The organism is Bacteroides sp. 44_46 (assembly GCF_001915465.1).
Lineage (GTDB): Bacteria > Bacteroidota > Bacteroidia > Bacteroidales > Bacteroidaceae > Bacteroides > Bacteroides clarus.
Map to the genome: position 1 here is coordinate 226,532 of NZ_MNQO01000001.1, position 13,518 is coordinate 240,049.

The window sequence follows — 13,518 nt, forward strand, 5'->3', positions numbered from 1 at the left end:
CTTTTAAATTAAGAATGAAGAATTAAGAATGAAGAATAACCATGCGGCATAACAGTGCGTGGTCTATTTCATCATCCTTAATTCTCCATTGTTTATTTTAATTCTTCATTCTTCATTCTTAATTCCTCATTTATCCTACGCTTCCTTCCAATGAAATAGCCAACAATTTCTGAGCCTCCACGGCAAACTCCATAGGCAGCTTGTTGAGTACTTCTTTTGCATAGCCGTTTACAATCAGCCCGACGGCATCTTCCGTAGAAATACCGCGCTGATTGCAATAGAATATCTGGTCTTCGCTAATCTTGCTGGTGGTTGCCTCGTGTTCTACAATGGCCGTCTCATTATGGATATCCATGTAGGGGAAAGTATGCGCACCGCATTTATCGCCCAGCAGCAAGGAGTCGCACTGGCTATAGTTGCGGGCATTGTCCGCCTTTTGGGCTACACGCACCAGCCCACGATAAGAATTCTCGCTCCGTCCGGCGGAAATACCTTTGCTGACAATAGTACTGCGGGTATTCTTTCCAAGATGAATCATCTTTGTACCGGTATCCGCCTGTTGATAGTTGTTGGTGACCGCCACACTGTAAAATTCCGCCGTAGAGTTGTCACCGGAAAGGATGCAAGAGGGATATTTCCAGGTAATGGCCGAACCGGTTTCCACCTGTGTCCAGGACAGTTTGCTGTTTATGCCCTTGCAGTGCCCGCGCTTCGTTACAAAGTTATAGACGCCGCCCTTGCCTTCGGCATCTCCCGGATACCAGTTTTGAACGGTACTGTACTTCACTTCGGCACGGTCGTGTACCACAATCTCCACAATAGCGGCGTGCAATTGGTTTTCGTCACGCATCGGCGCCGTACATCCTTCCAAATAGGAAACGTACGAATCATCATCGGCTACAATCAACGTTCTTTCAAACTGCCCGGTATTGCGGGCATTGATACGGAAGTAAGTGGACAGCTCCATCGGGCAGCGTACCCCTTTCGGTATATAGACGAAAGAACCGTCGGAGAATACCGCGGAATTCAGCGCCGCAAAGAAGTTATCACGATACCCCACGACCGAGCCCAGATACTTCTGCACCAAATCGGGATGCTCGCGTACAGCCTCGCTGAACGAACAGAAAATAATTCCCTTTTCCATAAGCGTCTCCTTGAAAGTCGTCTTTACAGACACAGAGTCCATTACGGCATCCACCGCCATACCGCTCAGCGCCATTTGTTCTTCCAAAGGAATGCCCAGTTTATTAAAGGTCTTGACCAACTCCGGGTCTACCTCGTCCATGCTTTTAGGGCCGTCCTTCTTCTTGGTAGGATCGGCGTAGTATGAAATAGCCTGATAATCTATCTCGGGAATACGGAGATGCGCCCATGTAGGCATCTCCAGCGTCAGCCAGTGACGGTACGCTTTCAGACGGAACTCCAGCAACCACTCGGGTTCTTCCTTTTTCTCAGAAATCAACCGCACCACATCCTCATTCAAGCCACGCTCAATGATGTCTGTATGTACGTCGGTCGTAAAACCGTACTTGTACTTCTCCTGAGTGAGTTCCTTTACATATTTATTGGGTTCTTCTTGTTGCATTATTCATTCAATATATATTGTTCTGTAACATGCTTAGCCGCGGGAAAGAATATCCCGGCAAACGACTTCATAGGATAATATAACACCGATTCCTTCTTTTTTGTTTGGCTGAGCAGCGTATTGTCCGCATCCATGAATTCAATGACGCCGACCAGCAGACTCACCAGTAAAAGGGACTTCAACGCCCCCAGTCCGGAACCCAGCCAACGGTTCAGCCAGCCGAGTGAAACCGCTTCCATTGCCTTTGTCAGCAGCGAGGCTACCAGTGTAAAAACCAGCGGCACGGCTATCCAAATCGCGATGAATGCCAGTACTTGCGCCACCGTCATCGAATCGGTAACCTTAGAAAACACCTTTTCGGCCACGGAAGCATACAAAGCCTTTGCTGCCAGCAAACCGACAATCAGCCCCAGCAGAGTGGCCAGTTGTTTCACGAATCCCTTCATGAAGCCAATAACCGCTCCCGCACCGATAATTACCAATATTACGATGTCTATAACAGCCATATATGATATTAAAAAGGCACGGATTACACGGATCAACACGGTTTTTCTTTTAACCAATCCGTGAAATTCGTGTAATCCGTGCCTAAAGATTTACTGTTTTCTTACAAAGTCTGTTTTACCTCCACTTCTTCGTAAGATTCTATGATATCTCCCACCTTGATATCGTTGCAGTTTGTCAAACTGATACCGCATTCAAAGTTGGTACCTACTTCCTTCACATCGTCCTTGAAGCGCTTCAATGCATTGATGTTGCCTGTGAAGATAACGATACCGTCGCGAATCAGACGAGCCTTGTCACTGCGTTTCACCTTTCCGGTCTTCACCATAGCACCTGCCACGAGACCCACTTTGGTAATGTTGAACACTTCGCGAACTTCGATAGTCGCCGTAACCTGTTCTTTCAAAGTCGGCGCCAGCATACCTTCCATGGCAGCCTTCACCTCTTCAATGGCATCATAGATGACAGAATACTTGCGGATATCCACACCTTCCTGTTCAGCCAGTTTAGCGGCAGCACCCGAAGGACGAACCTGGAACCCTACAATAATCGCATCCGAAGCGGCAGCCAGAGATACATCCGATTCGGAGATAGCACCGACACCCTTATGAATAACGTTCACCTGTACCTGTTCGGTAGACAGCTTAATCAACGAGTCGCTCAACGCTTCAACAGAGCCGTCCACGTCACCCTTCACGATGATGTTCAGTTCGTGGAAGTCGCCCAATGCCAAACGGCGGCCTACTTCATCCAGTGTCAACATCTTCTGTGTACGCAAGCCTTGTTCACGCTGCAACTGTTCACGCTTGTTGGCGATTTCACGCGCTTCCTGTTCGGTTTCGATTACATGGAATGTATCACCTGCGGCCGGCGCTCCGTTCAAGCCCAAAATCAAAGCCGGCTCCGAAGGACCCGCCTCTTTCAGACGCTGGTTACGCTCGTTGAACATGGCTTTCACCTTACCGTAGCTTGTACCTGCGAGCACAATGTCGCCCATCTTCAAAGTACCGTTGGATACCAGCACCGTAGCTACATAGCCACGACCCTTATCCAATGAGGACTCGATGATGGAACCGGTAGCACGGCGGTTCGGGTTTGCCTTCAAATCCAGCATTTCAGCTTCCAGCAATACTTTCTCCATCAAATCGCTTACACCAAGACCTTTCTTGGCGGAAATATCTTGAGACTGGTACTTACCGCCCCATTCCTCAACGAGGAAGTTCATGGCGGCCAGTTCTTCTTTAATCTTATCGGGATTAGCGGTCGGCTTATCAATCTTGTTGATGGCGAATACGATAGGCACACCGGCAGCCATAGCATGGTTGATGGCTTCTTTGGTCTGCGGCATCACGTTGTCATCGGCAGCTACGATGATAATGGCAATATCCGTCGCTTTGGCACCGCGGGCACGCATGGCGGTAAACGCCTCATGACCCGGAGTATCGAGGAACGTTATCTTACGTCCGTCTTCCAACGTCACGTGATAAGCACCGATGTGCTGTGTAATACCACCGGCTTCACCGGCAATAACATTCGCCTTACGGATATAGTCGAGCAACGAAGTTTTACCGTGGTCTACGTGACCCATTACCGTTACAATCGGAGCGCGATGCTCTAAATCTTCCTCGGCATCTTCTTCCTCAACGATAGCCTGGGCTACTTCCGCACTTACGTATTCAGTCTTGAAGCCGAATTCTTCTGCCACCAGATTGATTGTTTCGGCATCCAGACGTTGGTTAATGGAAACCATCATACCGATACTCATACAAGTAGCGATGACCTGTGTTACGGAAACATCCATCATGCTTGCCAACTCATTGGCAGTCACGAATTCAGTCAGCTTCAGTACCTTGCTTTCCGCCATTTCCTGGTCTTCCAGTTCCTGCATACGGTTGGATGCCAAGTCGCGTTTCTCCTTACGGTATTTCGCTCCCTTGTTCTTACCCTTAGAGGTCAGACGCGCCAACGTTTCCTTTACCTGTTTCGCTACATCCTCTTCACTTACCTCCTGCTTGATTACAGGTTTCTTGAAACGGTCTTTGCTCTTGTTCTTGCCGGCTTGTTGATTATTACCGCCTTGCTGGCTACCACTTTTCAGACGATCGTTTCCGCCACGCTGGAAGTTGGATGCATTGTTGATATCCACCTTTTCCTTGTTGATACGGACACGTTTCTTCTTGCCATTGGCATCGGTACTGTCTTTCAAGTCCTTCGTCTTATTATCATCGCGGCGGATTTCCTTGATAATAGCCTCTTTCATCAGCTTCTTCTGATCCTGACGCTGCTTTTCTTTTTCTTCACGCTCCTTACGTTTTTCTTCTTTCGATTTTTTCTTCGGGCGTGTAGACTGGTTCAGCGCGGCGAGGTCTATTTGTCCGATGACGTTAATCTTCGATACAAACTCAGGCTGATGTATTTTGAATATTTCTTCTTTATCTTCCGAAACCGCTTCTTCGGTTGCGGCGGGAGCAAGTTCTTCGTCAGATGCCGGTGCAGGCTCAACAGCAACAGACACCGGTTCTTCCACAACAGGGGCAGGTTCTACCACCGGAGCAGGTATCGGCTCGGGCTGAGGTTCGGGAACAGGTTCCGGTTTCGGCGCCTCAACAACAGATACAGGCTCTTCCGCCTTCACTTCTTCAATCACCGGCTTCTCCGGTTCCGCTTCTTTCTCTTTTTCCACAGTATGTTTGCGATTCAGCTTATCCAAATCAATTTTACCGACAGGCTTAAACTTCGGACGTGCATCTTCGGGAACCACAGCCTTGACCACCTCTTCGGCTTTCGGTTTTTCCTGTGTTTCCTTGTCATAACCGTCAATAGACACTGATGCCTTGTTGCGATCCTTACTCTGACGTTCCTGAATGAAACGCTCCGTTTTCAATTTAAGATCCTTATCTGTACTAAACTCTTTCACGAGCAAATCATACTGCTCGTCGGTAATCTTCGTATTGGGATTTGCTTCAATGGCATATCCCTTCTTTTGCAAGAACTCAACTACCGTCGTGATTCCTACATTTAAATCTCTTGTTACTTTATTTAACCTTATCGTCATACTTTAATTTAATGAATGATGGAGAAAGAAGCGGATTTCAGTGATTAGTGATAATGATTAGTCGCTAAACACTAAGCACTAAACGCTAAACACTAATTATTCTCTTCTTCAAACTCCGATTTCAAAATGCGTAATACTTCGTCCACCGTTTCCTCTTCCAAATCCGTCTTCTCAATCAACATCTCGCGCGGAGCATTCAACACAGCCTTGGCGGTATCAATACCGATAGCCTTAATCGCATCGATTACCCAACCGTCAATCTCATCGCGGAATTCATCCAAATAGATGTCTTCATCCTCTACCGCTTCATCCAATTCGCGGAATACGTCAATAGTGTACTCAGTCAACATACTGGCCAGTTTGATATTCAAACCACCTTTACCGATAGCCAGCGATACCTCTTCCGGTTTCAGGAAAACTTCCGCCTTGTGTTCTTCTTCGTTCAGACGGATAGAAGATATCTTGGCAGGGCTAAGGGCACGCTGTATAAACAACTGAATATTCGATGTATAGTTGATAACATCGATATTCTCGTTGCGAAGCTCACGGACAATACCATGGATACGGCTGCCTTTTACACCGACGCAAGCACCCACCGGGTCAATACGGTCATCGTATGACTCAACGGCAATCTTGGCACGCTCACCGGGAATACGGGCAATCTTCTTGATAGTAATCAGTCCGTCATTGATTTCAGGTACCTCCATTTCAAACAGGCGTTGCAGGAAAACGGGTGACGTACGGCTCAAGATAATCTTCGGATTATTATTCTTGTTGTCAACGCGGGCCACCACGGCACGGGCAGTCTCACCCTTACGATAAAAGTCACTCGGAATCTGTTCAGTCTTGGGCAACAACAATTCATTGCCTTCGTCATCGAGCAGCAACATCTCCTTTTTCCAAATCTGATAAACTTCTGCATTGATAATAGTACCTACCTTATCAATGTATTTATTATAAATACTGTCTTTTTCCAGTTCCAAAATTTTGGAAGCCAATGTCTGGCGCAAGTTCAGGATAGCACGGCGGCCAAACTTCGCAAAGTTCACTTCATCCGTCACTTCCTCTCCCACTTCATACGAAGCGTCAATCTTCCGGGCTTCGCTCAAAGAAATCTGCAAGTTCGGATTTTCAAGGTCTTCATCTGCCACAACTTCACGATTACGCCATATTTCGAAGTCACCCTTGTCCGGGTTCACAATTACGTCGTAATTCTCATCGGTACCGAACATCTTTGCAATCACACTGCGAAACGACTCTTCGAGTACGCTTACCATAGTGGTTCTATCAATATTCTTCAGTTCTTTAAATTCCGAAAAGGTATCTATCAAGCTGATAGTTTCTTCTTTCTTGGCCATAGTCTTATTTAAAACTAATTAAGTATTTAGTATATTTTATCTCTTCGTATGTAAAGGTTATATCTTCATCCACCATTTTAGGACGCTTGGCTCCCTCCTCTTTCACTTTCTTCTGAACGGTAACGGTAAATTGCCGCTCGTCGGCATCTTTCAATGTTCCGCAATACTTGCGACCGTCTTTAGCCAGCACTTCCACATCTTTGCCGATATGGTTGGTGTATTGCTGCAACACTTTAAACGGTTGTCCGATGCCGGCAGAACCGACTTCCAGCTCGTAATCCTCATCCTCACGATTCAGTCGGGACTCTATGTAGCGGCTCAGCTCTACACAATCCTCAATCCAAACACCTTCTTTGTGGTCTATCTCCACCACAATCTTGTCATCAGGGCTGATTATGACTTCCACCAGGAAGTAATCTTTATCCTTCAGCCACTCGTCTACAATCTGACAAACTGTTTTCTTTTCTATCATAGATTAACCATTAAGAACGAAAAAGAGGAGCTTAATCGCCCCTCCACCTTTCATCCGTTTCGGTTGCAAAGATATAAATAATCTGTTCGACTACAAAATAATAGGAGAAAAAAAGAATATTTAGCACTCCTGCCGAAATTTATCCTCCATTCAAAATTAATCACTACATTTGCATGGTTCTTTAAACTCAATCATCATGGCACATCACCTGAATACCAATAAACAGTTTATGATAGGTAACGGCATCCTTGCGTTTGCCGTAATATTCGTTGTTGTCATTTTTGTCTATATGAGTATGCGTTTGCAGCGCCAAAAGGAAGGTGAACGATACTTTGCCGAGACCTATAATGTCACTTTAGTAAAAGGATTCACCGGTGATTCCATATCTATCCTGCTCAACGACAGCGTACTGATAGACCAACGTATCGACAAAGAGCCTTTCAATTTCGAGATAAAACGGTTTGCCGAGCAAAGCGCCCTGATGATAGTGGACAAGACAACCGACAAGCTCTCCCTGTTTGAGCTGAGCGAAAAAGGCGGTAACTATCGTTTTGAAAAAGACGACGACGAAGTGAAGTTACTGGCACAGGAAGAGTAAAACCGCAACCGCACCATCCGTGCCAGCTTATTGGCACAGCCGCGCCTGTTTGACGGCACAGTTGTGCCTGTTCAATGGCAAAACAGTGCCTATCCGTCGGCACAACACCCGTTTTAGAAGTCCGTCTTATACTTTCTCAGTTCATTGCGTAAAAGTTGCGCCTTACCGTCCGTCATGCCGTTAAGCAATGCCCAAAAGCGTTCGCCGTGGTTCATTTCACGGGTATGCGCCAACTCATGCAACAATACGTAATCAATCAAATGCCGGGGCAACAGGACAAGGAAATAGGACAAATTGATGTTTCCTCGGGCGGAGCAACTTCCCCAACGCCCGCTACTGGAATTGATTTTCACGCTTTTATAAGAAAGATTGTGCTGCAGCGAAAGCGCATAAAGCCGGGGCGGAAGAATAATCTTGGCATTACGTCGCAAAGCTTCCTCTATCACCTTACGCAGCCAGGCTTGCAGCTCTTTATTTGAGAAGTCTGCATTCGGCGGACAGATAATCTGCATCTCTCCCAATTCCGAACGTGAAAGGAAACGGTCTCGTTCTCCACTAACCAGACTCAGTTTAAAGAACTCCGTATCGATGCGGTAGTTCAAATCAATTAACGGACGGCTTTGTCTCTGTCGGGCAACCCTCAGTCGGGAACGCAACTGTTCTATGGCATTCTTTACTTCCCCAATGGTTGTACCCGGTGGAACAGTCACATGAACAGCATCCTCACGCGTACGAAAAGTCAAACGTCGGGCACGGATATTCACCCGTACCAACAAGCGTCCCAACTCTTCATCCTCTAAAACATGTTCCGTTATCATCTGTTCTTTTCTCCTTGAAATAAGGACAAAAGAACGAAGAATCGTTCGAAAAAGCAAGCGGTTCTCTATCAAAAACGAACAATGTGTTCAAAAACGCACACTGCACTATCATTGTTACAACCTCAAAAACAGAAACTTATGATTATGGCATAGAATTTGAATAGTAATCGATAACAAGACGTTCCCGGCAAAAAAAATCATGAGCCTCGCAACTTTTTGAGCATAGACTCCGTCTAACAAACAAAAGAACTTAAAATAAATGAGTATGAAAACTTTAGCAACAATCATCGCATTCAGTATTTTCACATTAAGCGTAACAGCTTGCTCACACAATCACACGTACAGCTCCGGCCTGTTTGGTGGAAAGACAATCAAAGCAAGCAAAAACTATGTAACCAAGAATATCAAAGTGGATAATTTCACCGGTCTGAACTTAGCAGGCAGTCCGGACGTTACGTACACACAAAAGGCGGGAAAGCCCACAGTAGAAGTATATACTTCCGACAATATCGTAGACCTTCTGGACATTAACGTAGTCAACAATACACTGAATATCAAATTCAAGAAAGGCGTTAATGTATCTTATAATAAACTGGAAATCCGTATCTCTTCCGAAACACTTAATAATATCTCCGTTGCAGGATCGGGAAATGTAACATTAGCCAACGGCTTGAAAACAAATCAACTGAAAATGTCTGTAGCAGGCTCGGGAGATATCAATGCAAACAACATCGCTTGCACTAACGAGCTTAGCATATCCATCGCCGGCTCCGGTGATATACAAGGCAGTAATATCACTTGCACCAATCTCAAAACATCTGTAGCCGGTTCGGGAGATTTGAAACTCAACAATGTATCGGCTACCGATACCGAAGCATCTGTTGCGGGGTCGGGTACGGCAATATTGACAGGAACAACTCAAGAAGCCAGTTATCGTGTAGCCGGCTCAGGTGACCTGTTCGCTTCCGACTTGCAGGCAAAACGTGTCTCAGCAAGCGTATCCGGTTCGGGAGACATCAAATGCCATGCCACCGACTTTTTGAAAGCGCGTACCAGCGGAAGCGGAGATATCGGTTATAAAGGCAATCCGGAGTTGGACTTCCCCAAAAAAGGATTATACAAACTCTGATTTGGTTATTCATTGCAAAGGATACATAAAAGGGACGCTGCATCACGCGGCGTCCCATCTATCTTAGTTAGTTTTTATAAAATTTTGAGAGAATTGAAACTTCACAGCCTCTGTTTTTTGTTTTAATAAAAGCACACTAACTATATTATATTTAAAGCAAATGAAAATGTTATTTTAAAAAGCAAATGAAAACATCTATTCTTTAACTTCCTTCCCCTTGTTTACACGATGCAGACTATCCAGAATCTGTTTTTCGTGTGTCACGGTTATATCTCCCGAAAGAGCAACCGACGGAGCGGAAATCTGTTTACCGATAGTATCGGCTGCGGCTACTTCCTTTACATCGGCAAAGAACGAGTGTTGCATTACATTACCCAATGAAAGTACCACTGCCACTACTGCTGCGGCTTTGAATAACGGCATGAAGCGTGCGGTCAATGTCATGCGCTTGGCTTTCACAACCGGAACCTCAATCTCAGCAAGCACCCGTGCATCAAAATCCGCACCTAAATGTTCCTCTTGCTGGAATTGCTGATATACAAACAAATCTTTATAACGCAGCAGATGTTCGGGGATTTCCTCTTTTGTAAAGAAAGCACGCAACTGCGCTTCTTCCTCAAGAGAAGTCTCACACCGCCAATAGCGTTCTAAAAGTTGTTCTATATATTTAAAGTCCATAACCTTCTATATCAATAAACCGTTGTTTAACTTTTTGCCGCGCCCTGAAAAGATTCACTTTAACTTGCTCCTCTGTCAAACTCAAGACAACCGCAATTTCTTTATAACTCTTACCTTCAACATCCCTCAACTGCATAATCAGCCGTTGTTTTTCGGGAAGCTCATTCATCAGCCGGTGTATCAAAATCATCCGTTCTTTACTTACCAAGCTTTCGTAAGGGCTTGATGCATCGGAAGTTTCTTCCATATCGGGCGTAAGTTCCACCGTTTGAGCATCTCTCCTTTCGCTACGGTCTATCGCCAAATTCCTTGCCACTGTCAGACAATAGGCTTCGACAGAACCGAACTGCGTCCACTCATCACGCTTGTTCCATACCCTAATCAGCGTTTCCTGCACAACATCTTCCGCTTCCGCCCGATTGAATGTAATTCTTAGGGCCAACCGAAAGAGCTTGTCCTTCAGAGGGAGAATGTCATCACGAAAACTGATTTCTTGCATCTCTAATTAATTGACGGTTCAGTAAGCCGAAAGTTACAACCTACCACCACTTTTTTTGAATTATTTTTTGATACGGGTTCCGCTATCACTATTTATGGCTGAAGCTAAGGTAATTACAACTTCCGAGACCCCGGTATCCAAAGCTTCAAAAGAATTCTCCAGCTTAGGAATCATACCGCCTTGAATAACTCCTTCGGCAACATATCGCTTAAACTCTTCCGGAGTAATCTGGGGAATCACACTGTCATCGTCATTCTCGTCACGCAGTACACCTTTCTTCTCAAAGCAATACACCAGCGTCACATCAAATTGTCCGGACAATGCCTTAGCCGTTTCTCCGGCAATCGTGTCGGCATTCGTGTTCAGCATACATCCCTTACCGTCATGCGTCAACGGAGCCATTACCGGCACAACTCCCTTATGAATAAGGTCACTCAGAAAAGTACCGTTCACTTGCCTTACATCACCTACAAAACCATAGTCCACCTCTTTTACCGGACGTTTCACGGAGCGGATTACATCCATGTCCGCACCCGTCAGACCGAGTGCATTGACACCGCGCGCCTGCAAACCGGCAACTATGTTCTTGTTTACCAATCCACCATATACCATTGTCACCACTTTCAAGGTTTCGGCATCGGTGATACGGCGCCCGTTTACCATTTCGCTTTCAATACCCAACCGGGCTGCGATTTTCGTTGCCGAACGTCCGCCACCGTGCACCAACACTTTATAACCTTCGATAGCGGCAAAATCATCCAACAACTTGCAGAGAGTGGCTTCTTCTTCCACAATTTTGCCACCCACTTTGATTACTGTCAGTTTCTCTCTCATTATTCCAAATATGTATATCCGTACAAACCGGAACGATAATTAGACAAAAATTCCTTCCCTTCTTCCAAAGATATACGCCCTTCCTTTACAGATTGGGTTACCCATGTTTCTAAAGTACGTACCAGCTTCTTCGGACTGTATTGCACATAATCCAAAACTTCCGCCACTGTCTCACCGTCAATGACCTGTTCTATTGTATAGCCCTTGTCGCTTACAGATACATGTACCGCATTCGTATCACCAAACAAGTTGTGCATATCGCCGAGAATTTCCTGATACGCACCCACAAGGAATACACCCACATAATAGGGTTCCTTGCTCTTCAAAGAGTGCACCGGCAAATAATGCGAAACATTTTTGGTAGAGATGAAGTTGGCAATCTTGCCATCCGAATCGCAGGTAATATCCTGTAACGTAGCCGTCCGGTCAGGTTTCTCGTCCAAACGCTGGATAGGCATGATGGGGAATATCTGGTCTATCGCCCAAGAGTCAGGCAAAGACTGGAAAAGTGAGAAATTACAGAAGTATTTATCCGCCAGCAACTTGGGAAGTCCGCGGAATTCATCGGGAGCATGCTTCAAACCGCCGGCTATCTGGTTTACTTCACGCATGATAGACCAATACAACCGTTCAATCTTGGCACGGGTCTGCAAGTCTACAATACCATGACTGAATAAGTCGAGCGCCTCTTCGCGTATCTGTTGCGCATCATGCCAGGCTTCCAGCATCTTGTTCTGGTTCAATGTATCCCAAATACCGTAAAGCTCCCGCAACAGTTCGTGATCGTTTTCGGTTACCTCTTCCTCATCGTCCCATTCGGGAAGATTGGTTGTCTCCAGCACCTCGAAAATGAGTACGGAATGATGTGCCGTCAAAGCTCGTCCGCTCTCCGTTATTATATTGGGATGAGGAATACCGTTCTTATCGCTGGCATCGACCAAAGTAGATATAGAGTCGTTCACATACTCCTGAATGGAATAATTCACGCTACCTTCACTGTTGGAAGAACGCGTTCCGTCATAATCCACACCCAAACCGCCGCCGATATCCACAAACTCGACTTTGAATCCCATGCTGTGCAACTGCACATAGAACTGAGACGCTTCACGCAAGGCTGTCTTAATGCGGCGAATCTTCGTAACTTGGCTTCCGATATGGAAATGTATCAATTTCAGACAATCCTGCATACCCTTATCCGCCATAAAGTCGAGCGCTTCAAGTAATTCGCTGGAAGACAGTCCGAATTTGCTTGCATCACCGCCGGAGTCTTCCCATTTACCACTTCCCGATGAGGCCAACTTAATACGAATACCGATATTAGGCTTCACGTTCAATTGCTTCGCCATTTTGGCTATCAACTTCAGCTCGTTCAGTTTTTCTACTACGAGGAAGATGCGTTTTCCCATCTTCTGCGCCAGCAAAGCAAGTTCAATGTAGCTTTCATCTTTATATCCGTTACAGATGATCAGCGAATCGGAGTCCATATTGATAGCAATCACTGCATGCAGTTCGGGCTTGGAACCAGCCTCCAGTCCAAGATTGAACTTCTTGCCGTGGCTGATGATCTCCTCAACCACCGGGCGCATCTGATTCACTTTAATAGGATAGATAATAAAATTCTCCGCCTTGTAGCCATATTCCTCAGCCGCCTGTCTGAAACAACAGGAAATCTTCTCAATCCGGTTGTCGAGGATGTCGGGAAAGCGAACCAGCATGGGAGCCGTCACGTCACGCAGTTGCAATTCGTCGACCAATTCTTTTAAATCGACGCCAACTCCGTCTTTACGCGGTGTTACTACAACATGACCTTTGTCATTGATACCAAAGTACGAAGTGCCCCAACCGGTAATGTTGTACAGCTCTTCTGAATCTTCAATACGCCATTTTCTCATTTCTTGTTACTCTGCTGTTTTAGTAGTTTATTTATAAAAAGGGATACAAAAATACATATAAATCTGAAACATCCTGCCTTTTCGGATGAAAAACAC

At 45.7% G+C, this 13,518-nt stretch carries 12 protein-coding genes; 2 read left to right on the forward strand and 10 right to left on the reverse strand.

Going from position 1 to position 13,518, the window contains the following annotated elements:
* Positions 1-130: 130 nt before the first annotated feature.
* The 5 genes from sufB to rimP form a co-directional block, all read right to left on the reverse strand.
* On the reverse strand, positions 131-1,585 hold the full coding sequence (gene sufB, locus BHV73_RS00875) for a Fe-S cluster assembly protein SufB (RefSeq protein WP_009120283.1): 1,455 nt from the start codon (positions 1,583-1,585) through the stop codon (positions 131-133).
* The gene (locus tag BHV73_RS00880) at positions 1,585-2,091 is read right to left on the reverse strand and encodes a CvpA family protein (RefSeq protein ID WP_009120282.1); all 507 of its coding nucleotides are present in this window, start codon (positions 2,089-2,091) and stop codon (positions 1,585-1,587) included. The genes sufB and BHV73_RS00880 overlap by 1 nt, the downstream gene beginning before the upstream one ends.
* A 101-nt stretch (positions 2,092-2,192) precedes the next feature.
* The gene (gene infB / locus BHV73_RS00885) at positions 2,193-5,144 is read right to left on the reverse strand and encodes a translation initiation factor IF-2 (RefSeq protein WP_087413131.1); all 2,952 of its coding nucleotides are present in this window, start codon (positions 5,142-5,144) and stop codon (positions 2,193-2,195) included.
* Positions 5,145-5,236: 92 nt separating this feature from the next.
* On the reverse strand, positions 5,237-6,502 hold the full coding sequence (gene nusA, locus BHV73_RS00890; RefSeq protein WP_009120280.1) for a transcription termination factor NusA: 1,266 nt from the start codon (positions 6,500-6,502) through the stop codon (positions 5,237-5,239).
* Positions 6,503-6,506: 4 nt separating this feature from the next.
* Positions 6,507-6,974: a ribosome assembly cofactor RimP gene (gene rimP, locus BHV73_RS00895; RefSeq protein WP_009120279.1), complete on the reverse strand. Its 468-nt coding sequence runs from the start codon at positions 6,972-6,974 to the stop codon at positions 6,507-6,509.
* 196 nt (positions 6,975-7,170) lie between these two features.
* On the opposite strand from rimP, the gene BHV73_RS00900 reads away from it, so the two are divergent.
* Positions 7,171-7,572 (forward strand): hypothetical protein, encoded by a 402-nt coding sequence (locus BHV73_RS00900; RefSeq protein WP_022217817.1) that lies wholly within the window; start codon positions 7,171-7,173, stop codon positions 7,570-7,572.
* A gap of 113 nt (positions 7,573-7,685) precedes the next feature.
* On the opposite strand, the gene BHV73_RS00905 is transcribed toward BHV73_RS00900, so the two are convergent.
* Entirely contained in the window at positions 7,686-8,390 is a 705-nt protein-coding gene (locus BHV73_RS00905) for a YgjP family zinc-dependent metalloprotease (protein WP_087413132.1), read from the reverse strand.
* A gap of 265 nt (positions 8,391-8,655) precedes the next feature.
* On the opposite strand from BHV73_RS00905, the gene BHV73_RS00910 reads away from it, so the two are divergent.
* A complete protein-coding gene (locus BHV73_RS00910) occupies positions 8,656-9,519 on the forward strand; it encodes a head GIN domain-containing protein (protein WP_022217819.1) in 864 nt (287 codons plus the stop codon).
* Between the two features lie 195 nt (positions 9,520-9,714).
* Here the strand turns inward: BHV73_RS00910 and BHV73_RS00915 are convergent, their stop codons facing one another.
* Genes BHV73_RS00915 through speA form a run of 4 tightly spaced genes read right to left on the reverse strand, consistent with a single transcriptional unit; the run spans position 9,715 to position 13,422 of the window.
* Positions 9,715-10,197: a PG0215 family putative anti-sigma factor gene (locus tag BHV73_RS00915; protein ID WP_009120275.1), complete on the reverse strand. Its 483-nt coding sequence runs from the start codon at positions 10,195-10,197 to the stop codon at positions 9,715-9,717.
* Positions 10,187-10,696, reverse strand: coding sequence for a GFO_1088 family ECF-type sigma factor (locus tag BHV73_RS00920; RefSeq protein ID WP_022217821.1), 510 nt, complete (start codon positions 10,694-10,696; stop codon positions 10,187-10,189). Before BHV73_RS00920 ends, BHV73_RS00915 begins: the two co-directional genes overlap by 11 nt.
* Positions 10,697-10,756: 60 nt before the next feature.
* The gene (argB, locus tag BHV73_RS00925) at positions 10,757-11,530 is read right to left on the reverse strand and encodes an acetylglutamate kinase (RefSeq protein ID WP_022217822.1); all 774 of its coding nucleotides are present in this window, start codon (positions 11,528-11,530) and stop codon (positions 10,757-10,759) included.
* A complete protein-coding gene (gene speA, locus BHV73_RS00930; protein WP_009120272.1) occupies positions 11,530-13,422 on the reverse strand; it encodes a biosynthetic arginine decarboxylase in 1,893 nt (630 codons plus the stop codon). The genes argB and speA overlap by 1 nt, the downstream gene beginning before the upstream one ends.
* Positions 13,423-13,518 lie beyond the last annotated feature (96 nt).

Bases quoted from the DNA above. Each gene is read 5' to 3' on its own strand.
- BHV73_RS00910 (WP_022217819.1), top strand. From the start codon at position 8,656: ATGAAAACTTTAGCAACAATCATCGCATTCAGTATTTTCACATTAAGC.
- BHV73_RS00915 (WP_009120275.1), bottom strand. From the start codon at position 10,197: ATGGACTTTAAATATATAGAACAACTTTTAGAACGCTATTGGCGGTGT.
- BHV73_RS00900 (WP_022217817.1), top strand. From the start codon at position 7,171: ATGGCACATCACCTGAATACCAATAAACAGTTTATGATAGGTAACGGC.
- speA (WP_009120272.1), bottom strand. From the start codon at position 13,422: ATGAGAAAATGGCGTATTGAAGATTCAGAAGAGCTGTACAACATTACC.
- BHV73_RS00920 (WP_022217821.1), bottom strand. From the start codon at position 10,696: ATGCAAGAAATCAGTTTTCGTGATGACATTCTCCCTCTGAAGGACAAG.
- BHV73_RS00880 (WP_009120282.1), bottom strand. From the start codon at position 2,091: ATGGCTGTTATAGACATCGTAATATTGGTAATTATCGGTGCGGGAGCG.
- sufB (WP_009120283.1), bottom strand. From the start codon at position 1,585: ATGCAACAAGAAGAACCCAATAAATATGTAAAGGAACTCACTCAGGAG.
- nusA (WP_009120280.1), bottom strand. From the start codon at position 6,502: ATGGCCAAGAAAGAAGAAACTATCAGCTTGATAGATACCTTTTCGGAA.
- infB (WP_087413131.1), bottom strand. From the start codon at position 5,144: ATGACGATAAGGTTAAATAAAGTAACAAGAGATTTAAATGTAGGAATC.
- BHV73_RS00905 (WP_087413132.1), bottom strand. From the start codon at position 8,390: ATGATAACGGAACATGTTTTAGAGGATGAAGAGTTGGGACGCTTGTTG.
- rimP (WP_009120279.1), bottom strand. From the start codon at position 6,974: ATGATAGAAAAGAAAACAGTTTGTCAGATTGTAGACGAGTGGCTGAAG.
- argB (WP_022217822.1), bottom strand. From the start codon at position 11,530: ATGAGAGAGAAACTGACAGTAATCAAAGTGGGTGGCAAAATTGTGGAA.